This window comes from Pelosinus baikalensis (genome assembly GCF_020819555.1).
GTDB lineage: Bacteria > Bacillota > Negativicutes > DSM-13327 > DSM-13327 > Pelosinus > Pelosinus baikalensis.
In genome coordinates, this window is sequence record NZ_JAJHJB010000011.1 from 39,043 (window position 1) to 64,620 (window position 25,578).

General features: G+C 38.7%; 18 protein-coding genes. 1 reads left to right on the forward strand and 17 read right to left on the reverse strand.

The features are described from left to right. Window positions 1-301 precede the first annotated feature (301 nt). Both LMF89_RS09970 and LMF89_RS09975 read right to left on the reverse strand, forming a co-directional pair. A complete protein-coding gene (locus LMF89_RS09970) occupies window positions 302-994 on the reverse strand; it encodes a response regulator (RefSeq protein WP_229534926.1) in 693 nt (230 codons plus the stop codon). Between the two features lie 16 nt (window positions 995-1,010). Next, window positions 1,011-2,582, reverse strand: a complete 1,572-nt coding sequence (locus LMF89_RS09975; RefSeq protein ID WP_229534927.1) for an ATP-binding protein — start codon at window positions 2,580-2,582, stop codon at window positions 1,011-1,013. A gap of 235 nt (window positions 2,583-2,817) precedes the next feature. Here LMF89_RS09975 and LMF89_RS09980 point away from each other — a divergent pair, with 235 nt between their 5' ends. After that, on the forward strand, window positions 2,818-4,143 hold the full coding sequence (locus LMF89_RS09980; RefSeq protein WP_229534928.1) for a CitMHS family transporter: 1,326 nt from the start codon (window positions 2,818-2,820) through the stop codon (window positions 4,141-4,143). 151 nt (window positions 4,144-4,294) lie between these two features. Here LMF89_RS09980 and LMF89_RS09985 read toward each other — a convergent pair whose 3' ends face one another. From LMF89_RS09985 to araD, 15 genes are all read right to left on the reverse strand, one after another. After that, a complete protein-coding gene (locus LMF89_RS09985; protein WP_229534929.1) occupies window positions 4,295-5,527 on the reverse strand; it encodes an NAD(P)-dependent malic enzyme in 1,233 nt (410 codons plus the stop codon). Window positions 5,528-6,331: 804 nt separating this feature from the next. After that, window positions 6,332-7,315 carry a galactofuranose ABC transporter, permease protein YjfF gene (yjfF, locus tag LMF89_RS09990; RefSeq protein ID WP_369412575.1) on the reverse strand — a complete coding sequence of 328 codons (984 nt, stop codon included), beginning with the start codon at window positions 7,313-7,315 and terminating at the stop codon, window positions 6,332-6,334. Continuing rightward, window positions 7,290-8,372: an ABC transporter permease gene (locus LMF89_RS09995; RefSeq protein WP_229534930.1), complete on the reverse strand. Its 1,083-nt coding sequence runs from the start codon at window positions 8,370-8,372 to the stop codon at window positions 7,290-7,292. The genes yjfF and LMF89_RS09995 overlap by 26 nt, the downstream gene beginning before the upstream one ends. A 1-nt stretch (window position 8,373) precedes the next feature. Then, entirely contained in the window at window positions 8,374-9,885 is a 1,512-nt protein-coding gene (locus LMF89_RS10000; protein WP_229534931.1) for a sugar ABC transporter ATP-binding protein, read from the reverse strand. A 139-nt stretch (window positions 9,886-10,024) separates the two neighbouring features. Next, on the reverse strand, window positions 10,025-11,032 hold the full coding sequence (locus tag LMF89_RS10005) for an ABC transporter substrate-binding protein (protein WP_229534932.1): 1,008 nt from the start codon (window positions 11,030-11,032) through the stop codon (window positions 10,025-10,027). 126 nt (window positions 11,033-11,158) lie between these two features. Next, entirely contained in the window at window positions 11,159-13,015 is a 1,857-nt protein-coding gene (locus LMF89_RS10010; RefSeq protein WP_229534933.1) for a substrate-binding domain-containing protein, read from the reverse strand. A gap of 5 nt (window positions 13,016-13,020) precedes the next feature. Beyond that, the gene (locus tag LMF89_RS10015; RefSeq protein ID WP_229534934.1) at window positions 13,021-14,232 is read right to left on the reverse strand and encodes a response regulator transcription factor; all 1,212 of its coding nucleotides are present in this window, start codon (window positions 14,230-14,232) and stop codon (window positions 13,021-13,023) included. Window positions 14,233-14,247: 15 nt separating this feature from the next. Continuing rightward, window positions 14,248-16,053 (reverse strand): cache domain-containing sensor histidine kinase, encoded by a 1,806-nt coding sequence (locus LMF89_RS10020; protein ID WP_229534935.1) that lies wholly within the window; start codon window positions 16,051-16,053, stop codon window positions 14,248-14,250. Between the two features lie 208 nt (window positions 16,054-16,261). Next, complete coding sequence (locus tag LMF89_RS10025) at window positions 16,262-17,464, reverse strand: ROK family transcriptional regulator (RefSeq protein ID WP_229534936.1); 1,203 nt, start codon at window positions 17,462-17,464, stop codon at window positions 16,262-16,264. Window positions 17,465-17,656: 192 nt separating this feature from the next. Next, window positions 17,657-18,820 carry a multiple monosaccharide ABC transporter permease gene (gene mmsB, locus LMF89_RS10030; protein WP_229534937.1) on the reverse strand — a complete coding sequence of 388 codons (1,164 nt, stop codon included), beginning with the start codon at window positions 18,818-18,820 and terminating at the stop codon, window positions 17,657-17,659. A gap of 13 nt (window positions 18,821-18,833) precedes the next feature. Beyond that, window positions 18,834-20,357 carry a multiple monosaccharide ABC transporter ATP-binding protein gene (gene mmsA, locus LMF89_RS10035; protein ID WP_229534938.1) on the reverse strand — a complete coding sequence of 508 codons (1,524 nt, stop codon included), beginning with the start codon at window positions 20,355-20,357 and terminating at the stop codon, window positions 18,834-18,836. Between the two features lie 104 nt (window positions 20,358-20,461). After that, window positions 20,462-21,544 (reverse strand): multiple monosaccharide ABC transporter substrate-binding protein, encoded by a 1,083-nt coding sequence (gene chvE / locus LMF89_RS10040; RefSeq protein WP_304622600.1) that lies wholly within the window; start codon window positions 21,542-21,544, stop codon window positions 20,462-20,464. 232 nt (window positions 21,545-21,776) lie between these two features. Continuing rightward, window positions 21,777-23,258: an L-fucose/L-arabinose isomerase family protein gene (locus LMF89_RS10045; protein ID WP_229534939.1), complete on the reverse strand. Its 1,482-nt coding sequence runs from the start codon at window positions 23,256-23,258 to the stop codon at window positions 21,777-21,779. 54 nt (window positions 23,259-23,312) lie between these two features. Continuing rightward, entirely contained in the window at window positions 23,313-24,815 is a 1,503-nt protein-coding gene (araA, locus tag LMF89_RS10050) for an L-arabinose isomerase (RefSeq protein WP_229534940.1), read from the reverse strand. A gap of 31 nt (window positions 24,816-24,846) precedes the next feature. Further along, the gene (gene araD / locus LMF89_RS10055; protein WP_229534941.1) at window positions 24,847-25,542 is read right to left on the reverse strand and encodes an L-ribulose-5-phosphate 4-epimerase; all 696 of its coding nucleotides are present in this window, start codon (window positions 25,540-25,542) and stop codon (window positions 24,847-24,849) included. Window positions 25,543-25,578: the final 36 nt, after the last annotated feature.

A 25,578-nucleotide genomic window follows, 5' to 3' on the forward strand; every position in this document is an offset into this window, starting at 1 on the left:
CATAAAAATCAAGGATTAAATAAGAAAATCATTCTATAATCTAGAACACTCTTGCTTATCGACAAGTTCACAATAATAGAATTGCCTTCTCTGGTCTTATGTTATCATATATTATCAAAGAATTCTCAATAATCAGAGTTTCGTATTTTTAGTTTATTTAGTTTATTTAGTTCATCATCTTACTATAGGGATTAGTTGATTACCATAAAGACCAATCTATCCAAAAAGATAAACATGAAATTTTATATCAAAATTCCATGTTTATTACTTCCTCTTAAAATTAGAGCGTAGTATTCATAACTTATAGATTTATATCCGGGCTTACTAACGTAAAGCGATGGATTGGTCGACCTACTGAAATGTAAGATAAATCCATCTGCAATTGTCCTTTATCGACTAAATACTCCAGGTAACGTCGACATGTCACCCGTGAAATCCCCACACCAGAAGAAAGTTCTTCAGCCGAGATCGGTTCTTTACACGCAAGTAAATAATTAGTAATCATAGTCAGCGTTTGAGTATGAAGATTCTTAGGCATTACCTTTTTTTCATTGTGCACTGCAACAGCTAACATATTGTCAATATCACTTTGTTCAAGATTTGTTTTCTGCAGTATAGTTTGCTTTTGTCGTCTATAATTTTCAAGAATGAATCGATAACGATCAAACTTAAAGGGCTTTGTTATATAGGCAATGACGCCTTGGCGCAACACTCTACTAACGGTATCAGAATCATCGGCAGCAGTAATCATTATTACATCAATGTTTTTGTCTTCCCTCCGAATGAGAGATAGAAGGTCTACTCCATTGATTTCTGGCAAATAGATATCAAGAATGACTAAATCTATATTCATTGTGTTAATCTTCTCTAATGCATCTTTCCCATTTTTGGTAACACAATTAACACAAAACCCTTCAACAGCTTCCGTATAATTTTTATTAATCTCCGCAACCATAGGGTCGTCTTCTACAATTAAGACCTTAATTTTTTTCATACTCATCACCTTTCTACTAATAGGGTAACCATACGATAAACTCTACTCCACCTTTAGGCAAATTGCGATGAACTATCTCACCAGCCACTAGTTTTAGTTTGTCCAAAATTAATGCAAGACCTAACCCGCTATTTCCTTTCTTAGTCGTAAAGCCACGTTGATAAATTTCCTCTGACAATTCAGTGGATATTTGCTGACCAGAATTCTGTACCCTAATTTCCAATTTATCATCAAGCTGAACTATACCAAAGACAATGCGTTTGTTTTCAACACTAACAACGGCTTCAATCGCATTCTGCAGAAAATTACCTATAATTAAAGCAATATCACCACTATTCATTTTTGCCGGCAACTTAGTCATCATCGTATCAGGCAAAATATTAAATTTTATACCTAATTCTCGCATGTGACTTATTTTTCCGATAAGTAAACCACAAATAGTTGGATCTTTAACTCGCCCACTCAGCCAATCAACAACTTCCTGCTTTTCCAAACCACTATCTATCGCAAAATCTACCGCCTCTTCATATCTGTGCAGTTGTATTAATCCGACTATGGTATGCAATTTATTTTTAAATTCGTGGGCTTGGGCTCTTAAAACATCTACAAATCGATGCACCCCTGTAAGTTCCTCAGCTAGCCTATTTATTTCGGTACGATCTCTAAAGGATATTACAGCACCTACTACTTTACCATCAACAGTTATCGGCACACTGTTGGAAAGAATAATAATGTCATTGACCCTTTGTTCCTCATCGTATACAGCTTGATCATTATTAATAACAACATCTAGTCTATTTTGAGGAAGAATGGTATCAATATGATGCCCACAAGCCATCTCTGAATTGATCCCTAATAGAGAAGCAGCTTCGCCATTTAGTAAACGAATCGTTCCATTCTGATCTACAGCGATTACTCCTTCCCGGATAGATTCCAGGGTAGCTTGCTTTTCCCTGACAATTGTTGCTATTTCGTGCGGTTCTAGACCAAAAATAGATTTTTTAATATTACGGGCAATCATGACAGAACCCAAAACGCTCAATGCTATTGCCACTAGAAATAAGTATAAAATTGGAATAAATTTTTCTAAAGCCTCTTTATAGACATTCGTCAAATAATAACCTACAGAAACAAATCCAATTTGCTTATCCCCACTCTCACTATAGATAGGTATATTGGCCCGAATAGAACTAGGCAGACTTCCTCGCGCAACATATATATATTCCTCTCCCCTAAGTACAGGCTCCCGATAAAGGTTTGATAACGAAGTACCTATTTTTGAAGGATCAGGATATGATAGTCGCACTTGATCCATATTTGCTACAATAACAAACGCAGCCTCACTGGAAAGTCGCCAATTTTCGGTTAGGGGCTGCAGCACTTCAGAAGGGTTTTCAGAAAGAATCGCCTGTTGCACTTTTGGTGTTTGTGCTACAATCCGTCCTATAATCATAGCCCGCTCACCCACATCTTCTCGAACCTGATGATCAATGATACGGACCACTAAAACACTTACTACTAGCAGTAATATAGAAATCATTGAAATAGTAAGAAACATCACTTTATATTGCAATGATAATTTATGCATCTTTTCAAATAGACCCCTTTCTGATTATAAAGAACTAAATGAATGACCTATGAGCGGTACATTCAATCGTATTAGATTATTATACATCATTTCAATTAATAAAATAATTAGAAAGCAGAAAATATCTCAGTATTACTTTTAAGATTTTTATAACCAAAATGAACAAAATAATATCTCTGCCAATTAATATGTTATCCTATTAACGGAATATACTAAAAATTCAGGAGGAATAAACATGTTAGCACTTATTGGTTTTCTCATGGTAATCTTTATTATTTATTTGTTAATGCAATCAAAAGCAACGCCAGCCCCTATATTTATCCTTGTGCCCTTGATTGCTGCCGCTGCTGCCGGCTCATCCTTTGTAGAGGTATCAAAGTATGTTAAAGACGGTGTGGCTGTTACGATGCCCATCGCTGTCTTGTTTATGTTTTCTATTATCTACTTTGCTTTAATGTCTGATGCAGGGATGTTTGATCCTCTTATCAACTTTTTAGTTAAGAAAGCAGGAAATAATGTTGTAGCAATCACAGTTGCAACTGGGATCATCGCCACAATTGCCCATCTCGACGGCTCCTTAGCAGCTACCTTGTTGGTAACTGTACCAGCGATGCTGCCTTTGTACAAAAAACTTAATATCAGACCATTGATAATGCTCGTTATTATCGGATCGGCTATGAGTATCATGAATCTGGTTCCTTGGGGCGGACCTGTTGCCAGAATAGCCGCTATTACTAAAGTAGACATCAACCAGTTATGGCATACTCTAATTCCCCTTCAGGTCGTGGGAATGATCATCGTTCTTGCCTTTGCTGCTTTCTTAGGCGTGCTAGAGAAAAGACGCGGTGCTGGTATGCAAGCAATTGATGTAAATGCCGCTACTCTTACTGCTGAGGAACAAGAGCAAAATGCTGCTAAATCCGCCAAGGCAGAAGCTCTAAAGCGTCCTAAGCTGGTGGTGTTCAATGTCTTCTTGACAATTGGTGTCATTGCTTTAATGATGTTCACTAAGATTCCATTGTATGCAGCATTCATGTTTGGATTAGCTATTGCCTTACTTGTAAATTACCCTAATGTTAAGGAACAAAATGCCCGGCTCAAGGCTCATGCTGGAGAAGCATTATCTATGGCAACCATCTTATTAGCATCCGGCGTATTTTTAGGAGTCATCTCTGGTGCTAAAATGCTTGATAGCATGGCGGTCACCTTCATTTCGATCATTCCTCCTTTTTTAGGACCATATTTACATCTTATCATGGGAGTATTTGCAGTACCCCTTGGTATGTTACTCGGGACAGATTCTTATTTCTTTGGCTTAGTTCCAGTTGCTATGAGCGTAGGAAGTAAATATGGCATTGATCCAATAAATATGGCTAACGCAATGCTGATTGGTAAAAACTATGGGGTTCTCGTTACTCCTCATGCAGCAACAACATTTCTAGCAATCGGACTTGCCGGCGTAGAATTAAAAGAACATTTAAAGTATTGTATGCCGTTATTGTGGGGACTAAGTCTCGTATCACTATTTGCAGCAATTCTACTAGGTATTGTTAAAATCTAATAAATCTAGTTAAAGCACTGCTCTTCATTTTTTGTTTCATGAAGAGTAGTGCTTTTCTTCATGAAACAAAATCCAGGCTTCCTGCAATGTTTCCTAAACTAGAAATATTGCAGGAAGCCTGGATTATTATTTTATAGTACTTACAAAGGACTTAAGCTCGTTCAATTCTAGCTGCCGTCTTAGCCCTTATTTCTTCAGGATCAACGATTATTCTAGCAACACCAGTTTTTATCGCCGCTTGTGCTACAGCTGCTGCCACGGCTGGAGCAACACGTTTGTCAAAAACATCAGGAACAACATAATCTTCTCGCAGTTCTTCTTCTGCTATTAACTCGGAAATGGCATACACTGCTGCTAGTTTCATTTCTTCATTAATTTGGCGGGCCCTAACATCTATGGCTCCACGAAAAACTCCAGGAAAGACAGTAACATTATTCACTTGATTCGGAGAATCCGAGCGCCCCGTACCGGCTACTTTTACCCCAGCAGCTTTAGCCTCCTTATAGCTAATTTCTGGTTCTGGATTACACAAGGAAAATACGATAGAATTTGCATTCATACTTTGAACAATATCTGTTGTGAAGGAGCCAGGCTGTGATACTCCAATCAGCACATCTGACCCTTTGGCAATATCTGCTATACTGCCTTTTTCTTTCTTTAAGTTGGTTTTAGACAACAGTGCCGCCTGAACCCGATTCACTCGGGACATCTCCATTCCCTCGTACATGGCGCCTTTGGAGTTCATCATAATGACATGCCCCACACCAGCATTGAGTAATAGCTGTACAATCGCGGTACCAGCTGCACCAGCACCATTGACGACAACTTTAACATCGGACAATTGTTTTTTTACCAGCCGCAGTGCACCAATAGTAGCTGATACAGCGGCAATAGCTGTACCATGCTGGTCATCATGAAACACTGGTATATCCATTTCTTTTTTTAGAGCATCTTCAATATCATAGCATTTAGGAGAAGAAATATCTTCTAAATTAATTCCTGCAAAATTAGGCTGCAGCATCCGAACCGTTCTGATAAATTCATCTGCATCCTTCGTATCAATGGATAAAGGAATCGCATCTACATCCGCAAAGGTTTTATATAGCACAGCTTTGCCTTCCATTACAGGTATAGCTGCTTCTGGACCAATATCTCCAAGCCCTAATACCCTAGTTCCATCCGTAATCACTGCCACCATATTACCCCGACAGGTGTATTCAAAGGATAAATCTTTCTCACGGTGGATCTCCATACAGGGTTCTGCTACTCCTGGGGTATATGCTAGACTAAGATCATAACCATCTCTTATAGGAGCCTTAGCTATCACACCCATTTTACCATTATTTTTTCGATGATATTGTAGTGCTTCATCACGTAAACTCATATCTATCTCTCCTTCTAACTCAATAAACTAGCAATGACTTCATCCACATTATACGGTTTATTAGAATAGAAAGATAATATCGAATATTCATTACATGATAACTTTTAGTTATCGATATCATTCTCGATCGCTATATATATTTCTACTTTCAACAATACCGCTATATTTAAGTAATTAAAAAGAAAGTCGCTTATTAGGGACGACTTTCTTTTCAGGATTTCAGAGAGAAAAGAGAAGAGTACCGTATTCTTATAAATTGAATAAGACCATAATTGAGTTACTTACAGTATACACTACCAATAATCCAGCAATGAATACAACCGGACTTTCTTTCCATTCGCAATTATTCAAATCAAACACCTCTTTTACCATTTAATACTATTAACAATGCCATGGTTATGGCAATTTAAAGTACATGCACAATACAGCACCTAACGTGATAACACCGATACAAAATGATCCGTATAAAATATCTAACAGCATCTAAATCCTCCTCTATTAAGTTAAAAGTAATTACAATTCAATATAATATCAAATCATTATTGTAAAAATATGTAATCTCATGGTAAGTTATTAACTTTATTTATTGACAAATTTCGTGATTAAGTCTGACTTAATTCCATTATCTTTTTTCATCATTAACTATCGTTTCGATTTCTAGATCCTCAAATATTGTATGATTCAATACAAAAAAAGCCACTCATTATGAGTGACTTTTTTTATACTATTTATCTATTATATTCAAAGTGCTGCGTCCTGGCGCATGTATTAACGTAAGAGCAATCCTGGCTATTCTCGGTTATACTATGAGATTGACTTAGTACGCTCCTTTCTGGAAACAACGATTCTTTGCAGTACAATAAACAAGCAGAGTAAAAATGCAACAGCAATTTTGGTCCACCAAGAACTTAGTGTCCCCTGGAACATGATTAGGGTTTGGATTACTCCTTGGATCAAAACGCCAAAAAGTGTTCCTGTGACAAATCCGACCCCGCCTGTTAAAGGTGTCCCACCGATAACAGCAGATGCAATCGCATCCATTTCTAAACCCATGGCGTGTAGTCCATAACCCGAAAGCATATAAAAACTAAATACAACTCCTGACAAGGCAGAGCAAAATCCGCTTAGACCATACACTAAAACTTTTGTCCTACCAACTGGCAGTCCCATCAACATTGCCGATTGCGCATTACCACCGATGGCATATACGGCACGTCCGAATTTAGTATAATTGCTAAGATATAATGCTGCTAATACTAATACAAGAGCAATAATAACGCTAATTGAAATAAAATTACCAAAAGGTAATGGTATTCGGTAGGTAGCGACAAATTGATAAAAGGGATTGGTAATCATAATGGTATCAATGCTGATTACATAGCATAATCCTCTAGCTAAAAACATACCTGCAAGAGTTACAATAAAAGGCTGTATAGTAAAAAAATGAATAAAACTACCTTGCACAAGCCCAAAGAGAAATCCCATTAGCAGCATTAGAGGTATGACAATCATAGCGCTAAGGTGCTGTATTTCCAGCAAATATGCTGATAGCATACATACTAACGCAATTACGGAACCCACAGAAATATCAATCCCGCCAATAATAAGTACAAAGGTCATACCGATTGCTGTAATAATCAGAAAGGCATTATCAATGAGCATGTTGAGCAGCACTTGTGTGGAAAAAAATCCATTATACAAGACAGAGCCCGCTGCAAATAAAGCAAAAAACAATACAACCGTAATCATTAGATTAATGTACTTATAACTTAGCTGCATTTTTTTCACCTGGAATCCCCCTCTTTTGAGCCCATTTAGAAAATACAATTTTTCGAAAATTAGCAGATTGCAGCAAGCATATGACAATGACAACAACGGATTTGACCACTAGTGTAATTTCTGGCGGTACCCCTAGGGCGTAAATTGTCGTTGTGATACTTTGAATAACTAAAGCCCCAATCAAACTTCCGACCAAGGAAAATCGACCACCATCGAGAGAATTCCCCCCAAGAGAGACTGCTAAAATAGCATCTAGCTCGATAAATAATCCCGCATTATTTCCATCAGCTGAACTTACATTGGAGCAGATAATAAGTCCTGCCAAGCCAGCGCACAAGCCGGAAAAGGCATAGGCAGAAAAGATGTATTTACTCACATTGATTCCTGCAAACCTGCTAGCAACGGCATTAATTCCTATCGATTCAATAAACATACCCAAGGCTGTCTTTCGTACTGCATAAAAGGTAATACCGAAAACCAGCCCTACAATAAAGAGGGAAAAAGGCAATCCGAATATATATCCAGTGCCAATGAATTGAAACGGTTTATAATATACTGTAATAATCTGTCCTTGAGTAATCAGCTGGGCGATTCCTCGACCAGCAACCAGTAGAATCAGCGTGGCAACAATCGGCTGAATTCCCACTTTAGAAATTAATAATCCATTCCACATTCCTAAAAGAGTGGTAACGAAAAGAGCAGTAAATATGGCAACGGGCATAGGAACAATTGTAACGAGTGTTTTTACGCCATCGACATATTCTAGCTTTCCGCCAATTAGCGAAGCTGCTACTGCTCCAGAAATAGCAATCATCGACCCTACAGATATATCAATTCCTTTTGTAGCAATGACCAAGGTCATACCAATGGCGAGCAGCATCAAAGGTGCGGCACGATTCAAAATATCAATGGTAACTCCGTAGAAGTGTCCATCCTTAATTTCAATCGTGAAAAAATCTTTCGTAAAAAAGAAATTGAAAAGCAAAACAAAAAATAATGCTGCTAGAGGCCAACAGAGTCTAGAACTCGTAAATCGATTCCAAATAGACTGTATTTTCTCCATCATCCTACACCCCTGCTATCGTCTGCATAATATATTTTTCTTCCATCTCATCACCGGAAATCTCTGCTACCTTTACTCTGTCCCTTAAAACTGCCATACGGCTGGAGCATCGAACCGATTCATCCAGCTCTGAAGATATAAATACAACGGACATGCCGGTTTCTGCCAGAGACAGTATTAATTTTTGAATCTCAACTTTAGCACCTACATCAATCCCCCGTGTAGGCTCATCCAGTATTAAAAGCTTAGGTTCTGTCAGCAGCCATCTGGCTAATATTACTTTTTGCTGATTGCCTCCGCTTAAATTTTTGATTAGTTGTTCCGGTCCAGCGGTCTTAATATTTAATAATTCAATATATTTTTTTGAAATCTCATCTTGCCTTTTCTTAGGTATGTATTTCATCCACCCTACTTTGGCCTGTAATGCCAAAATGATGTTTTCTCTTACAGAAAGGTTTTCGATAATCCCTTCTGTTTTTCTATTTTCGGAACAATATGCCAGACCATATTGAATTGCATCAGCAGGGTTTTGTATGGTAACGGTTTGTCCTTCAATGGCAATTTCTCCGCTATCGGCTTTGTCAATACCAAAAATAGTGCGGGCAACTTCTGTTCGCCCTGATCCCAATAAACCTACAAGACCAAGCACTTCACCTTTGCTGATATCAAGGTCAAAGGGATGAATCGAACCTTTGTGCCCAAGACCACGAACTCGTAAAAAGTTATTACGGCTTTCTTGAAGAATATCCAGTTTCAGTGTCTTGCAGTTGCTTTCAAATCCATCAAAGGCTTTGCCAATCATTTTTGCAATCAGCTGAACACGAGGCAGATTTACGGTCTCATAGGAACCAACTAATTCACCATTACGTAATATGGTAATCTTATCGGAAACGGAATAAACTTGCTCAATAAAATGGGTTACAAAAATAATTCCTAAACCTTGCTTTTTTAATTTACGCATAAGTCCAAAAAGTTTTTCAACTTCTTGAGCATCCAGGCTCGAAGTCGGTTCATCCAATATCAAAACTTTAGCCGATATGTCAAGTGCTCTTGCAATCGCTACCATTTGCTGTATTGCAACTGAGTAACGCTCTAAAGGCTGGGTAACATCAATCCCAAGACTCAACTTCGCCAATAGTTCCTGTGATCTGCGATTCATTTCCTTCCAATCAATACCGCCAAAGAGCAATGGCTCTCTGCCTATAAAAATATTTTCGGCAACTGACAAATTGGCACAAAGATTAACCTCTTGATAAACTGTACTAATTCCTAGCTGCTGGGCATGATGAGGAGACTTGGGCGCAATGGCTTTACCATCTAAAAAGATATCCCCAGCATCGAGAGGATCAACACCTGTCAACACTTTAATCAAAGTCGATTTGCCAGCTCCATTTTCTCCCATCAAACAGTGAATTTCTCCAGGTTTTAGTTCGAAATCTACATTGTTAAGAGCTTTAACCCCCGGAAAAGCTTTACAAATCCCCTTTGCCTTTAACAAAGAATTTGCAACATCCATTATTATTTCACCTCCGTATCAAAATCAGTAGTCGATAAAAGAAAAACCCACTCCATCAGGGGCTATCTTGTAAAGATAACCCCTGATTGTTTCTATTTTACATAGAACTGGTGGGGTGGATCGGTATATCCGTATAATTTTAGTATTTACGATTTGGCAATTCCTTGGAAGCAACTTCTGCAGGGAATACACCTTCTTTTGTAACAATCCGTTTGTCAAGTGTCTTACCTGCCACCAAGTCTTTTGTAGCTGTCATCAATTGATCGCCGAGCAGTGGACTACACTCAATTGTTGCATTTAATTTTCCTGCAATCATGGCCTCAAAAGCACCTTTAACACCATCAATTGAAACAATAATAATGTCTTTTCCAGGTTTTAGCCCAGCTTCTTCAATTGCTTGAATCGCTCCAATTGCCATATCATCATTATGGGCATATAATACATCAATTTTTTCTCCATCAGCCTTGGCTGATTTTAGGAATGATTCCATCACTTCTTTACCTTTGGCACGTGTAAAATCACCGGTTTGCGATTTAATGACTTTATAATTAGCATGTTGTTTTAAGATTTCTTCAAAACCGGCTTTACGATCAATCGCAGGAGCAGAGCCAACAGTGCCTTGCAATTCGACAATATTCACAACCTCATTATCTTTTTTCATGAAATCGACCAGCCATTTACCAGCTCTTCTGCCTTCTTCCACAAAATCGGAACCCATAAAGGTAACATAATAATCTTCTGCATTGCCACTGCTCATTTTAATGGACCGATCCGTTAAAATCACAGGTATCTTAGCAGCCTTTGCTTCTTGCAGTACAGCATCCCAGCCTGTTTCTACAACGGGCGAAAAAGCAATTACATCAACCTTTTGCTGTATAAATGACCGTAGGGCTTTTATCTGGTTTTCTTGTTTTTGCTGGGCATCAGAAAACTTAAGTTCAATGCCAGCTGCTTGTGCCGATGCTTTTATGGATTCCGTATTTGCTGTACGCCATTCGCTTTCTGCACCGATTTGCGAGAATCCTAGAACAATTTTTTTGTCTGCAGGCTTAGTCGTCGTTTCTTGCTTGGCTCCCCCACAGCCTGCCAGTGTGAACATCATAATTCCGACACTCAAAGCAATAGTAACTTTTTTCCACTTTGACATGTTTCTTACCCTCCTTATTTTTAAGAACCAGTAGTGCTAGCTCTATTATAGGATGGTAGTAACGCCTCAGTATTTAGAATAATCAGTAATTTCTTATACTTTTCCGCACTGTTTTAAAAAAGTTGATTAATACCTGCGATTCAGATAGTCCTGCCGCGCCGTTTCTGCTGGAAATACACCTTCAGAAGTAATAATCCGCATTGGCAGCTGCCGCCCTGCCATCAAACTCTTTACCGCTTGCATGAGCTGAGGACCAAGAAGAGGATTACACTCCACAGTACAGTTTAGCTTACCTGCCATCATCGCTTTAAAGGCTGCTGCTGTAGCATCAACCGAAACAATCAGAATATCCTTGCCCGGTCTAAGTCCATATTCCTCAATCGCCTTGATAGCGCCGAGAGCCATATCATCATTATGCGCATAAACGACATGAATTTGATTGCCATAAATGGCTAAGGCAGCTTTCATCATATTCTGCCCGCCAGCTTCGGTAAAATCGCCGGATGCAGAGTAAATCACTTGAAATTGAGGGTAATTAGCAATAATCTCAGCAAACCCTTTTTTTCGATCAATAGCTGGGGCCGAATCAATTGTTCCTTCCAATTCAATCACATTGACTGATTGCCTAGTTAGTTTTCTCTCCACAAGCCAGCGGGCGGCCCTGCGCCCTTCTTCCCAAAAATCGCTGCCAATAAAAGTAGCATATAAAGAATTATTGTCAGGTTTAATCGCTCGATCCGATAAAAGAACAGGAATTCCCGCCATCTTAGCTTCTTCCAATACTTCATCCCACCCCCCTTCTACGACAGGAGAAAAGGCAATTACATCCACGCCTTGGTTAATGAAAGATCGGATGGCTTGAATCTGCATTTCCTGTTTTTGATCAGCCTCCAGAAAAATAAGATCAATGCCTGTCTCTAATGCCGCGTTCTTTATGGATTGGGAATTCGCCCTACGCCAATCACTCTCCGCCCCAAGCTGAGAAAATCCTAACATAATTTTTTTGTTACGATTATCTTTTCTAGGTTCATTCGCAGTTTTCATATATTCCAAGACATTGTAAAGAGTAATTTTATTGCTCCGAGGAATAATCTTCTTTGGTATCCCTTTCTCATGATTTAGAATGTCAACAGCATATTGAATGGCCTCTCGCCCACCTGTCAGACAAGTAAATGTCCCTTGTAAAATACCTTTCTCTACCAATTGCAATCCCCCATTAGGACCTGTAAAGCCATCAACGCCAACAAACTTTATCCCATTGGATCCATGTTTTTTTGCAGCCTTATAAGCCCCCAGTGCCATGTAGTCGCTATGAGCAAAAACAACATCAATTTTAGGATACTGCTGCAGCAACTTTTCCATTTCATCTTCTGCCTTATCTCTCTGCCAATCGGCAATTACAGTAGCAACAATTTTAATATTGTCATACTGCCCCAGGACTTCCCGAAAGCCAGCACTTCTTTCTCTAAGGGAAGGCAATCCCGCTGGTCCCTGAATCTCTACAACATTTCCCCCATTTCGCAAAAGATCTGCGATGTATTGCCCCGCTTCTTTGCCAAGAGATTTATTATCCGGTCCGATATATAACGTGTACGCATATCCTTCCACTGCTCGATCCAATACAATGACTGGAATCTTTTTGTAAGCCTTCGCTACAATTGGTGTCAGCTCCGCAGAATCATTGGGTGAAATAATTAATAAATCAATCCCCGCTTCTAACAATTCTTCTACATCTCGAATCTGCTTGCCACTGTTTTGCACAGCATCGGTAAAAACAATCTTAACATCTGCATGCTTTAGTGCTTCTTCTTTGATTTCTTCATTCATAATCACTCTCCAAGGCTCAACCAAATTGGCTTGAGATACACCAATTACAAACTTCACCTGATCGGAACTTGCTACTTGGCTTGATGGATGATAACATCCTGTAAGTATTGTCACTATAATCAGAAGAATGATCATACTCTGCTTGACTTTAAACACCCCACTCACCGCCAGTTGCCTTTTTTACGATATTCCGCCGGAGATAATCCCACTACTTTTTTAAATGTATTACTAAAATAATGTTGATTACTATACCCTACTTTTTCTGCCACTTCATACAGTTTTATCGTAGGATCACCCATCATTTGAATGGCTTTTTCGATTCTCACCTGAGTTAAATATTCAACGAAAGAAACACCAATTTCATTTTTTAACAAGCGACTTAGATACGTAGGGCTAATCTTAATAATTTCTGCTAGATTCTGAAGTGAGAAATCCTCCTTGTAGTAATTGGCTTCTATGTGTTTTTGTGAAAGAAGCACTGCGGGAGTATAACTAACCTTGCGGTTTAGTTCTAAGGTCAGTTCATTATAAACAGAGGAAACACCGCTTAGCAAATCCACTAGCGGGCGTTGAGCGACAATTACGACTTGCTCTAAATGCTGCTCAATAACCTGCTGCAAAGCAGCACTAAGTTCATACCAGTCGCTTGGATTAAGGAGGGGTGTTATCGCAATCAGATTATCCACTCTGTCATGAAAAATGATATACGGCTGCCATGGCTCTAATAATTCCACACAAATATTTTCTATGGAAAACACCAACAATTCCCGCTCCCAATCTTTGAGAAGCTGTCCTCTGGTGTACTGCCCAGCCACTTTCAGAGCAATCATTCCGGATACTGGCGACAAATCCAATTCCAAAAAAGCGAGCTGAGACCTAATGTATTCCTCACTTAATTGACCATTTACCCAATCTTTGCAGAAAGCTTCCCTTAATAGCGGCAAATGTTTTTTTGTTTCCTGGTTGGTCCAATTCAGGTAATGATTTTGCAGACGAGAATTCAGCAATTGCTGTGCTGCTCGTTTTAACACGTTTTCTAGTTGATCTTCAAAGACAGGTTTTAATAAATAATCAAATACTTGCAATTTAATCGCTTTATGGGCATAGGAAAACTCATCATGTCCAGTGATGACAATGATGATGCAATCTTGTAATATGCTGTTTACTTGTTCTATAAACTGCAATCCATTTAAAAAAGGCATACAAATATCTACTAGCAGAATGTCTGGAAGGGTTTTTTTAGCCACTTCCAAAGCCATTTCTCCATCTTCAGCCTCCCCCACAACCTCCATGTCAAGCCTTACTTTCTCAACGAGGCTTTTGAGACCACGACGAATTTTAGGCTCATCATCGATGATTACTACTTTCAACATTGAACCACTCCCTATTTAACGTATTGGATGCCAAACTTCTACCTTCGTACCTTCCTGATCCACGCTGGTATATAGTAAGCCGTATTCTGAGCCAAAGGATAATCGAATTCGTTCATTCACATTAAAAATACCAAAACCAGTCCTTGCTGCCTCTCCATGCTGATTGTCTAATGATTTTCTTAGTTCTGCGAGTTTTTCCGCTGTCATTCCTATGCCGTCATCTGCTACGCTAAAATATAATTTCTCCTTGTCAATGCGAGCGGTGATCTTGATGGTACCGCCCCCTCTTTTAGCATTAATGCCATGGTAAATCGCATTTTCAACAAGAGGCTGCAATATCAGCTTAAGTACTCTGTAATTCAATATATCTTCTTCATAGTTAATTTCATATCTCAATTTATCTTCATAGCGAGCTTTCTGAATCATTAGATAACTGCGAACATGTTCTAATTCTTCATGAACAGGAATCATCTCTTTCCCTTTACTTAAACCAATGCGAAATAAATTAGCAAGTGCACCAACAATACGAACGACTTCCTGTGCACCGTGTTCCCCAGCCATCCACTGAATCGTATAAAGAGTATTATAAAGAAAGTGTGGTTTTATTTGGGCCTGCAAGGTTTTTAATTCTGCTTCTCGTTTCCGTTTTTGTTCCGTATACACCATATCCACTAAATTACTAATCTCTTTGATCATCGTATTAAAACTATTACCAAGCTGTCCAATTTCATCATTATATTTACTGTTAAATCGTACGCTTAGATCGCCTTCCTCAGCCTTCTTCATTAAGCTGCGGAGTTTACTTAAAGGCTTGGCAATGGAAGCAGTAAAAAAGAAGGCGGCGACTACTGCCAGTATTAAGGTAACAAGCCCAATAAGTATGGAGTAATGACGCAGAATCGTTACCTCTTTCAGTGTCTCACTAAGGGAAAAGACACCGATGGTCTTCCATTTTGTATAAGCTGAATCTTTATAGATAATCTGAAACTCACTGCCCTGAATGATTTTTACAATACTATTGGCAGAATGGTTGAACCACTCACTTTTTACGCGATATACAATCGGATTGACTGGCGCATATACAATGCCACCATTTGCATCCATAATATATAAAAATCCATTTTTACCTAATGTAATCGTCTCAATTACTTCTTTAATTTTATTCAATTTCAGATCAATCAGTATGACGCCAAGGTGCTGGCTGGTCTTAGGATCAACAACCGCCTTAGCAATCGAAACCACTTCATCAGCACTATAGTTAAGAGTTGTCGTTATATTACGGCCAATCGGTTTACTAAATAGCTGCATTGCATTTGGCGATGCAATCGCTCTTTTGTACCAAGTCTCATCAGTAAGGGGATCACGTGAAATTCGATGCATTTCATTGCTAATATAAAGATTATTCTCATTTACAATGAGTATTCCGGCAATCTCTGGGTGCACATTCGTATAGGTTCTTAAGATTCGCCGAACCTCATTGTTCAGCGATTCATCCCTATCTCCCTCTTTCGCAATCCGTAAGAATGCAATGATCTGAGGATCACCCAAAAGGTAAGAAACGATATTTTCCATATCATGAATATAAAACTCAACATTGCGAGTTACTTGCTCAATCATTTGTCCCGTATGTTCATTGGCCTGTTCTTCAATGGATTTGCTATAGATGACATTACCCAATACTCCGAGTGTAATAATGGGCAATAAAATGAGAGTGAAAAAATATAATAATAATTTAGAACGAATATTTTCTATCTTAGGTAATTTGCGAAAGAATTCCAATATTGCACCATCCCAGCACTCATTTTTTTCTAATACTCCCACTTTTATTATACACAATAAAGTATAAAAAATGGTAAATTTTTCTTGTTAATAAAACCATAATCGAACCACATCAGGCGCAGAAAAAAGATAGAAATATGCGAAGAATAAGGTGCACAGGAAATTTTCTTAGCAAAAGGCCCTCTATATGAGCAGTTTCTTAGGGTGTTTTATACCCCTGCCAACATAGAGAGCCATTTCGTCATGTTACCTACCGTAAATAAATTCCTTCCATTACCACATCTACAATGCCCTTTAGGGCATCTTGCCTGCCTTCTGAAGAAAACTCAATACGAGTTAAAGAATAACAGCTTGCTAAAGCCCTTTCTTTTATAACTTGCATGATTGTCTCTTCCATGAATCTTCGTCCCTTAACAATGCCGCCACCAATGAGTACCAACTGGGGATTAAAAATATTAATAATATTGGCAGCACCCATACCAATATATTGGGCAATCTGCTGGAGGGTTCTTATTGAAAGCGGATCTCCCTCCTCAGCCGCAGCGTAAATATGCTTTGGTCTAATGGCATCTAGATTGCCTTTTACCATATCTGATACTACAGAACGTTCACCATCTGTTATTGACTGAACCATGCTATTTACCAACGCTGACTCAGATGCCATGGCTTCTAGGCAACCACGATTCCCGCAGCTGCATAAGGGGCCATGAACATCTACAACTGTATGGCCAATTTCTCCTGCACTATCACCTAAGCCTCGATATAGTTCACCATTTAAAATAATTCCCGAGCCAATTCCACCCCCGACTCCTAGAAAGACCGCATTTTTAATATCGCGGTATGGACCATAATGATAGGCTCCCAATGCCATAGCCCGCATATCATTCTCGACAAAAACAGGCAACTGAAACTGCTTTTCCACAAGATATTTTAGTGGCACATTACGCCAGCCAGCACTGGGAGAAAATAAGGAAAGCCCTTCCTTGGACATAACAGGTCCTCGTACAATTATACCAATCGCTAAGGCCAATTTACCGTTCTCCGAAGCATAACACTGTGCAATTGTATTTTCCAAAAAAGATAAAATCTTTTCTTCCTTTAAATGTTGAATATCATGACATATTTCTTCTTTAATCTCTAAGCCTCCATTAATTAGATAGCCAATCATTTCCTTAGAACGAATATCTACAATAATCATGTTCGCTATTTCAGAATGAACCTTAAGCAGCACTGGACGTCTGCCTCCACTATACTCACCAACCATATACTCATGAATCAGTCCATTTTCAATGAGTTTACTTGATATATTCGTTACAGTTGGTGCTGTTAAACCAGTCAACTTGGCAATATCGACACGAGATATTGGACCCCGCCTGCGAATCGCATTAATAATCAGCGACTCATTTGCTCCTCCTCCTATAGCTTTTGAAATAATCGTATTTACACCTTCCATAAAACACCTACACTCTTGCTTTCAATATTTTTATAATAGACAACCTTTTAATCCATTCTCTTTTACCATATAGAAGACATGAAAGAATTTATTTTAACCATTATATAATATTAAAAGCTAAAAAGCCTAATTAAATTTTTAATTAATGATTTATGCATCTAATATAATAAAACTCCCCCTATATGATAAGTTTTATGACTGTTTTGATTTTGTATAAATATCAAAAGCTACAGCTAATAATAATACTAAGCCTTTAATGGTTTGCTGCATATCAATAGTAACGCCAATTAAAGACATGCCATTATTCATAACCCCCATAACCAAGCCGCCAATAATGGCCCCCATAACAACACCAATCCCTCCTGCAGTGGAGGCTCCACCAATAAAACAGGCAGCAATGGCATCTAATTCAAAACCAGTGCCTGCTTTCGGTGTTGCGGCATTAAGGCGAGCCGCAAAAACAAGACCCGAAAGAGCTGCTAATACTCCCATATTTACGAAAACCCAAAACACAATGCGTTCGGTTTTTACACCTGATAGCTTTGCCGCCTTTTCATTACCGCCTAATGCATAAATATGACGCCCTACCACTGTTTTTGTCGTTATAAAGGTATAAAATACAATTAGAATAAATAATAATATCAACACATTAGGAATGCCTTTATAAGAGGCCAGCAAATACATAAACCAGTTGATTGCCACGCCAACAAATACCAATTTGGCAGCTAAAAACCGTACCGGGATTACCTCGAAATTATACTCTAGCTTAGCTTTTCTATGACTTAATTCAAAATATATATATACCAACGTCAAAATAATCCCAACCACAAGGGTTGTAATATGGATGGATGTTCCACTCAATACATCTGGTATAAACCCATTACTCATTTTCTGAAAAACCTCTGGAAAAGGAGCTTTCGATTGCCCCTCTAAAGCAGTCATTGTTAACCCTCTAAAAATCAACATCCCTGCTAATGTAACAATAAATCCAGGGATTTTAAAATAGGCAACCCAATACCCCTGAAAAGCTCCAGCAAGACCTCCTATCAGCAAAGAAATCAATATTCCAGGCACAACACCAATATGATAATCGATCATTAAGATTGCAGAAACGGCACCAACAACAGCAGCGATAGATCCTACAGATAAATCAATCTGAAAAGCAACGATCACTAGCAGCATGCCGATCGCCAATACGAGTATATAACTATTCTGCTGGATTAAGTTGGTTACATTTAACGGTTGTAAGAGTACACCCTTGCTGACAATTTCAAAGAATAGTACAATCGATACTAATGCAATAACCATACCATATTCTCTGATATTACTTTTAAACATCTGCTTTAGAGTTTCCATGACGATCCCTCCTTTATTTACTCATTACATATTTCATAATTCTTTCTTGTGATGCTTCCGTCCCTGCAAGCTCTCCAGTAATGCTGCCTTCACTCATAACATATATTCGATCACACATTCCCAGTATTTCAGGAAGTTCTGAAGAAATCAATACAATGCCTTTTCCATCCTTAGCTAGCTTATTAATGATGCTATAAATTTCAAATTTAGCTCCTACATCAATTCCTCGAGTAGGTTCATCCAGAATCAGAACATCTGGCTCTGTAAAAATCCATTTGCTCAAAACGACTTTTTGCTGATTTCCACCGCTCAAATTTACAGTGTTTTGCAAAACACTGGAGCATTTAATATTCATCTGCTGAAGACTTTTCTCCGCCACTAGAATTTCTTTATTATCATCAATTACATAATGGCTTGCGATATTTTTTAAATTAGCCAAGGTAATATTTCTTTTAATATCATCATTTAATATTAAACCATACTGTTTGCGATCTTCCGTTACATATGCAACACCTTCTTCAATCGCCTGGCTTACATTTTTCAAATGTATTTCTAAGCCATTCTTATAGATCTGCCCACTTATTTTTTGACCATAGGATCTGCCAAAAATGCTCATAGCAAGCTCTGTTCTCCCTGCCCCCATGAGTCCTGCAATTCCTACAACCTCACCTTGCTTAACGTGAAAATTAACATTATGAATCACTTTACGGCCACTATGTAGATGGTGGTATACATTCCAATTCTTAACTTCAAAGATGATATCGCCAATAGCTGCATCTCTTTTAGGGTATAGCTCCGTTAGTTCTCTTCCTACCATGCCTTTGATAATTCGATCTTCTGTAATATGATCGTTTCTTACATTCAAGGTTTCAATGGTGGCTCCATCACGCAACACGGTAATGGAATCAGCAATTCTTGAAATTTCATTTAATTTATGTGAAATAATAATTGAGGATATTCCCTGCTTTTTAAACTCCAACAATAATTTCAAGAGATTATCACTATCATCTTCATTCAATGCCGCCGTAGGTTCATCCAGAATTAACAATTCAACTTCCTTTGATAAGGCTTTAGCAATCTCAACTAATTGCTGTTTACCAACTCCTATATTGGTAACCAAAGTACTTGGCAATTCTTTGAGTCCTACTGTCGCCAACAACTTTTGGGTACGCATAGTAGTTGCATGCCAGTCAATAAGACCGTGTTTGCCTTGCTCATTGCCAAGAAATATATTCTCTTCTATGGATAGATAAGGGATGAGGGCTAATTCCTGATGAATAATAACAATGCCTAATTTTTCACTTTCTTTAATATTTTTGAACTCACACAATTTTCCTTTATAATGAATATCCCCTGTATAAGTCCCATGAGGATATACTCCACTTAACACTTTCATTAAGGTTGATTTTCCCGCACCATTTTCGCCCACCAGTGCATGAATTTCGCCTTTTTGCACTTGCAGATTTACATGATTTAGAGCTTTAACACCTGGAAATGTTTTAGTAATATCTATCATTTCTAGAATAACATCTTCCATATATCCTCAACTCCTTGCTATATCGCTCTTTGGCATTAGGCCATTCATAATTTAGTAATGACTTTACAGTCATCACTAAATTATTTTGGCCCGGCAATCCCTTACTATTTAAGTTGATCTGCAGTATAATATCCGCTTTCAACCAATATTTTTTCGTAGTTTGATTTATCAACAGAAACAGGTACTAATAAATAGGACGGCACTACTTTAACACCATTGTTGTAGGTTTTATCATCATTGGTTGTTGCTTTTTTACCGTTAAGTACTGCATCCACCATATCAACAGCTACTTTAGCAAGATCTCTAGTATCTTTAAATACAGTCTGTGCTTGTTCACCCTTAATAATGGATTTAATGGAAGGAGCTTCCGCATCTTGCCCCGTAACAATAGGCATTGGCTGTGATGGGGTTCCATATCCAACAGCCTTCAAGGAAGAAAGAATACCAATACTAATACCATCATAAGGAGATAAAACAGCATCTATTTTTGTCCCCGTATAGTTCTTACTTAGCAGATTATCCATTCTTGCCTGGGCAGTAGCGCCATCCCACCGTAATATAGCACAGAGGCCCATATCCATTTGCCCACTTTTCACAACTAATTTCTTCGAATCAATATAAGGTTTTAAAACCGACATAGCGCCATCAAAGAACATGTATGCGTTATTGTCATCCGGTGAACCACCAAAGATCTCAATGTTAAACGGACCTTTCCCTTCTTTTAAGCCTAAGCTTTTTTCAATATAAGCAGCTTGCAGAACTCCGACCTGAAAATTATCAAAAGTTGCATAGTAATCTACATTTGCAGTCTTTTTAATTAAACGGTCATAAGCGATAACGGGAATATTTTTATCTTTCGCTTTTTGCAATACAGTTGTTAAGGATTCACCATCGATATTGGCGATCACCAATACATTAGCGCCTTTTGTAATCATATTCTCAATTTGTGCAAGCTGGTTTTCAACATTGTCTTCCCCATACTGTAAATCAGTTTCATACCCTTTAGCTTTTAGTTGCTTAACAATATTATCACCATCTGCTATCCATCTAGATGACGACTTCGTAGGCATTGCGATACCTACTTTCTTCTTATCGCTGCTGCTGGGAGCTGAACTAGGATTTGAACCACATGCGGTCAACATTAGTACCATGGCAAACATCAGTAATAAAGCCACTACCTTTTTCATTGAAATCTCCCCTTCTTTTTATTCTTGGTAGCCCCAATCCACTAATTTTCGTTATACCTTCATCACCTACTTTCAGTCTATTAAATACATCAATTAACCTTGTACAATCGCCTAAATAGTACGAATATTTAAATTATAGCATCAATTCATGTTTTTTCAATTATAAATTAATATATTAATTTATTTTTTAATTAAATCATGAATGTTACACGAAACCATCTATTACTGTCTTTTATTGAAAAGGATTTTCGTCTTTATACATCATTGAAGGAGGCTGATTAAAGGCAATGTCCTGTACACCAAGCATCTTCATTACGGCAAATAATACTTTACCTGCATGTTTAAAGGCAATACCTGCATGATGGGGATACTGCTTACCAATCAATACATGGCGATAAAATCTGCCCATTTCCTGAATGGCAAAAATGCCAATACCGCCAAAAGAGTGAGGGTCCACGTCGATTATTTCTCCATTGGCTATATAACTTCGCAGCTGGCAGTCAGCGGTACTCTGAAGCCTAAATAAACTAATATCCCCTGGTCTTATGGCTCCTTCTAATGTTCCCCTGGTAATATCAGGTTCTGCACTCGGTTCTAACAATCTATGCATGATGAGCTGATATTTCATCGCCGAATCCTTCATACAGCAAGAAGGTGTATTGCCACAATGAAAACCCATGAATAGATCCGTCAGTTGATACCCGGCAAACTGCGCCTTATTCTTGTCATACATATCCTTAGGTACACTGTTATTAATATCAAGTAAGGTCGCCGGCCTATTCGTCGCGCAGGTAATAATGTATTCGCTTACCGCACCATAAATATCCGTTTCACAAGCTGCGGGAATTCCCTTAGCAGCCAGTCTTGAATTCACATAACAGGGAACAAACTTAAATTGAGTCTGAAAGGCTGGCCAACATTTATTGGCAAATACAGCATATTCGGATGCTCCAAGATTATTTTCCATCCAATCCAGTAGTGTCAGCTCATACTGGGCAAGTTTGGGAAGTATACCTGGATAACCATTTCCGTCCTTAAGCTCATCAGCCATTTCTCTTACGATTGCAGGAATTCTTGGATCATTTTCATGTTTCAAAAAGGAGTCAAAAAGATCCAGTTCTGAGTTTTCCATAATTTCAATACCTAAATCATATAAGGGTTTAATAGGTGCATTACATGCTAAAAAGTCATGTGGTCTAGGTCCAAAGCTAAATACCTTCAATTTTCCTAGTCCTAATATGACTCTGGCAATATTTTCGAAATCCCCAATCATCCCTGCAAGTTCATCAGCAGTACCAACAGGATACTCAGGAATATAAGGAACTAACTTACGTAATGCTAAATTATAAGAGGCATTAAGCATACCGCAGTATGCATCCCCGCGTCCCTTAATCAGATTAGCTTCGGTCTCTTCCGCTGCTGCCACAAACATTGCCGGACCAGTGAATTTTTGTGCAAGAATGGTTTCTGGTCCTTCCGGTCCAAAATTCCCAAGATAAACAACTAACGCATTTACACCTGCCTTTTGCAATTCCTCCAAGGCTTTAAGTACATCCTTCTCATTTTCAACAGCAGTTTGTGCTTCAAAAATTTCAATATTCTTATTCTCACACGCCTCTGCAACTGCTTTTCTTCGTTGTTCGCTAAGCTGGAGGGGAAAACAATCTCGACTGACAGCAACTATACCAAGTTTTACTTTTGGAATATTAATCATTCCTATTATCTCCTTTATCATTTGCTCTTTAATTATTAAGCGTTCTTCAATCAGCTATTTTGCCAAATGATAATATAAATCGTTCCACCGAAGCTCTTTCTTCAAATCACGAATCGTAGTCTCATGATTAATCAAAACAAATTCAATTCCAGCTATTTCGCTAAAATCTTCTAAATGTTCTTTCGTTACCGCTTGGCTAAAGCCGCTGTGATGGGCTCCACCTGCCAAAATCCATGCTTGTGTACCAACTTTAAGATCAGGTTGTGGCACCCAAAGGGCTCTAGCAACTGGAAGTTTCGGTAAATCGTAGTCTGGAGCCACCACATCAAGTTCATTTACGATCAATCTAAAACGACTACCCATATCAATAATTGTAGCATTGAGTCCTCTGCCAGCAGCTACATTGAATACCAAGCGCACAGGATCATCCTTACCACCGATAGAGAGGGGATGAATCTCCAGTGAAGGCTTTTGCTCAGCAATAGACGGGCATACTTCCAGCATATGAGAACCGAGCACCTTCATATTGCCGTCTTCTAAGTGATAAGTATAATCCTCCATGAAAGAAGTTCCGCCTGTAAGACCATAAGACATTACTTTCATGGCTCTAATGAGCACCGCAGTCTTCCAATCCCCTTCACCGCCAAAACCATATCCAGCTGCCATTAAACGCTGGCATGCCAGCCCTGGCAATTGTGATAAACCATACAAATTTTCGAAATTTGAGGTAAAACCTTTGAAATGACCAGCTTCCAAGAATTTTTTCATGCCTAATTCAAGCTTGGCAGCATCTTCTAATGAGGCCCGCTTAGCCCCACCTTGGGTTAGTTCGTCGTGCATTACGTATGTTTGTTCATATTCAGCAATCAATGCTCGAATTTCGGCATCACTGACACCATCCACATACTTAGCCAGATCACCTAAGGCATAACCATTAACAGAGTATCCGAATTTCATCTGAGCCTCAACCTTATCACCTTCTGTCACGGCCACTTCTCGCATATTATCGCCAAAGCGAGCAAATTTAGCACCCTGTAAATCGTTCCAAGCCAATGCTGCCCCGCACCAAACAGCCAGCTTCTGGATTACATCTTCATCCTGCCAAAATCCAACAATAACCTTACGTGCTCTCTTCATTCTCGTACAAATAAATCCAAATTCTCGATCACCATGGGCAGACTGATTGGTATTCATAAAGTCCATATCAATGTTTGACCAAGGAATATCACGGTTGTACTGCGTATCAAGATGGGCTAAGGGTTTATTTAATATCGTTAGACCACCAATCCACATTTTCGCTGGTGAAAAGGTATGCATCCAGGCAATCAGACCGATGCAACTATCTGTGCTGTTTGCTTCCACACAAAGATTATAGATAGCATCTGAATTGGTCAATACAGGTTTAAAAACAACTTTTACAGGTATTTTCTCATTTTCCCCCAGTGATGCAGCAATCGTTTGCGAATGCTGGGCTACTTCTTTTAGTGTATCTTCACCATAAAGATGCTGACTGCCAGTTATAAACCATACTTCTTTGCTTTTTAAATTCTTAAACATGATAGTAGTCCTCCTTTTTGCTAACCCCATATCACAGTTTGTTTTGTCCATAATAGGCGTTTTTGCCATGTTTTCTTAAAAAGTGCTTATCCAATAGCAGTTGATCCATGGCTTTGACCTCTGAATTCGCTGAGCAAGTATAAAAGGCCATTTTTGCCAACTCCTCTAAGACTACTGCATGATAGACAGCATCATGGGCATCTTTTCCCCAGGAGAAAGGACCATGATTGGCGACTAGAACCCCTGGAACATGAAGCGGGTTTCGCTGCTCAAATTTCTCCACAATCACATTACCCGTTTCTTCTTCATATTCCCCTTGAATTTCTTCTCTACTTAGATTACGCGTACAAGGAACTTCGCCATAAAAATAATCTGCATGAGTCGTACCAAAAGCCGGAATCGATTTTCCCGCCTGGGCCCATGCTGTAGCACAGGTAGAATGAGTATGAACAACTCCGCCAATCGCAGAGAAATTCCGGTATAAGACTATATGAGTGGGCGTGTCAGAAGAAGGTCGAAGGTTTCCCTCCACCTGGTTTCCCGCCAAATCCAGCACCACCATATCTTCAGGCTGCATCGTATCGTATTCTACACCACTAGGCTTGATAACAATCAAGCCCTTTTCCCTGTCAATACCACTGGCATTACCCCAAGTAAATACGACCAATCCATGTTTTTGTAAATTCATATTTGCTTGCCATACTTGTTGTTTCAGGTCTTCTAACATAACGATCCCAGCCTCCTTTTTTACTTCACAATCATT

Coding starts and splice junctions, on each gene's coding strand:
- LMF89_RS09970 (WP_229534926.1), bottom strand. CDS start 994: ATGAAAAAAATTAAGGTCTTAATTGTAGAAGACGACCCTATGGTTGCG.
- LMF89_RS09975 (WP_229534927.1), bottom strand. CDS start 2,582: ATGCATAAATTATCATTGCAATATAAAGTGATGTTTCTTACTATTTCA.
- LMF89_RS09980 (WP_229534928.1), top strand. CDS start 2,818: ATGTTAGCACTTATTGGTTTTCTCATGGTAATCTTTATTATTTATTTG.
- LMF89_RS09985 (WP_229534929.1), bottom strand. CDS start 5,527: ATGAGTTTACGTGATGAAGCACTACAATATCATCGAAAAAATAATGGT.
- LMF89_RS09995 (WP_229534930.1), bottom strand. CDS start 8,372: ATGATGGAGAAAATACAGTCTATTTGGAATCGATTTACGAGTTCTAGA.
- LMF89_RS10000 (WP_229534931.1), bottom strand. CDS start 9,885: ATGGATGTTGCAAATTCTTTGTTAAAGGCAAAGGGGATTTGTAAAGCT.
- LMF89_RS10005 (WP_229534932.1), bottom strand. CDS start 11,032: ATGTCAAAGTGGAAAAAAGTTACTATTGCTTTGAGTGTCGGAATTATG.
- LMF89_RS10015 (WP_229534934.1), bottom strand. CDS start 14,232: ATGTTGAAAGTAGTAATCATCGATGATGAGCCTAAAATTCGTCGTGGT.
- LMF89_RS10025 (WP_229534936.1), bottom strand. CDS start 17,464: ATGGAAGGTGTAAATACGATTATTTCAAAAGCTATAGGAGGAGGAGCA.
- mmsB (WP_229534937.1), bottom strand. CDS start 18,820: ATGGAAACTCTAAAGCAGATGTTTAAAAGTAATATCAGAGAATATGGT.
- mmsA (WP_229534938.1), bottom strand. CDS start 20,357: ATGGAAGATGTTATTCTAGAAATGATAGATATTACTAAAACATTTCCA.
- chvE (WP_304622600.1), bottom strand. CDS start 21,544: ATGAAAAAGGTAGTGGCTTTATTACTGATGTTTGCCATGGTACTAATG.
- LMF89_RS10045 (WP_229534939.1), bottom strand. CDS start 23,258: ATGATTAATATTCCAAAAGTAAAACTTGGTATAGTTGCTGTCAGTCGA.
- araA (WP_229534940.1), bottom strand. CDS start 24,815: ATGTTTAAGAATTTAAAAAGCAAAGAAGTATGGTTTATAACTGGCAGT.
- araD (WP_229534941.1), bottom strand. CDS start 25,542: ATGTTAGAAGACCTGAAACAACAAGTATGGCAAGCAAATATGAATTTA.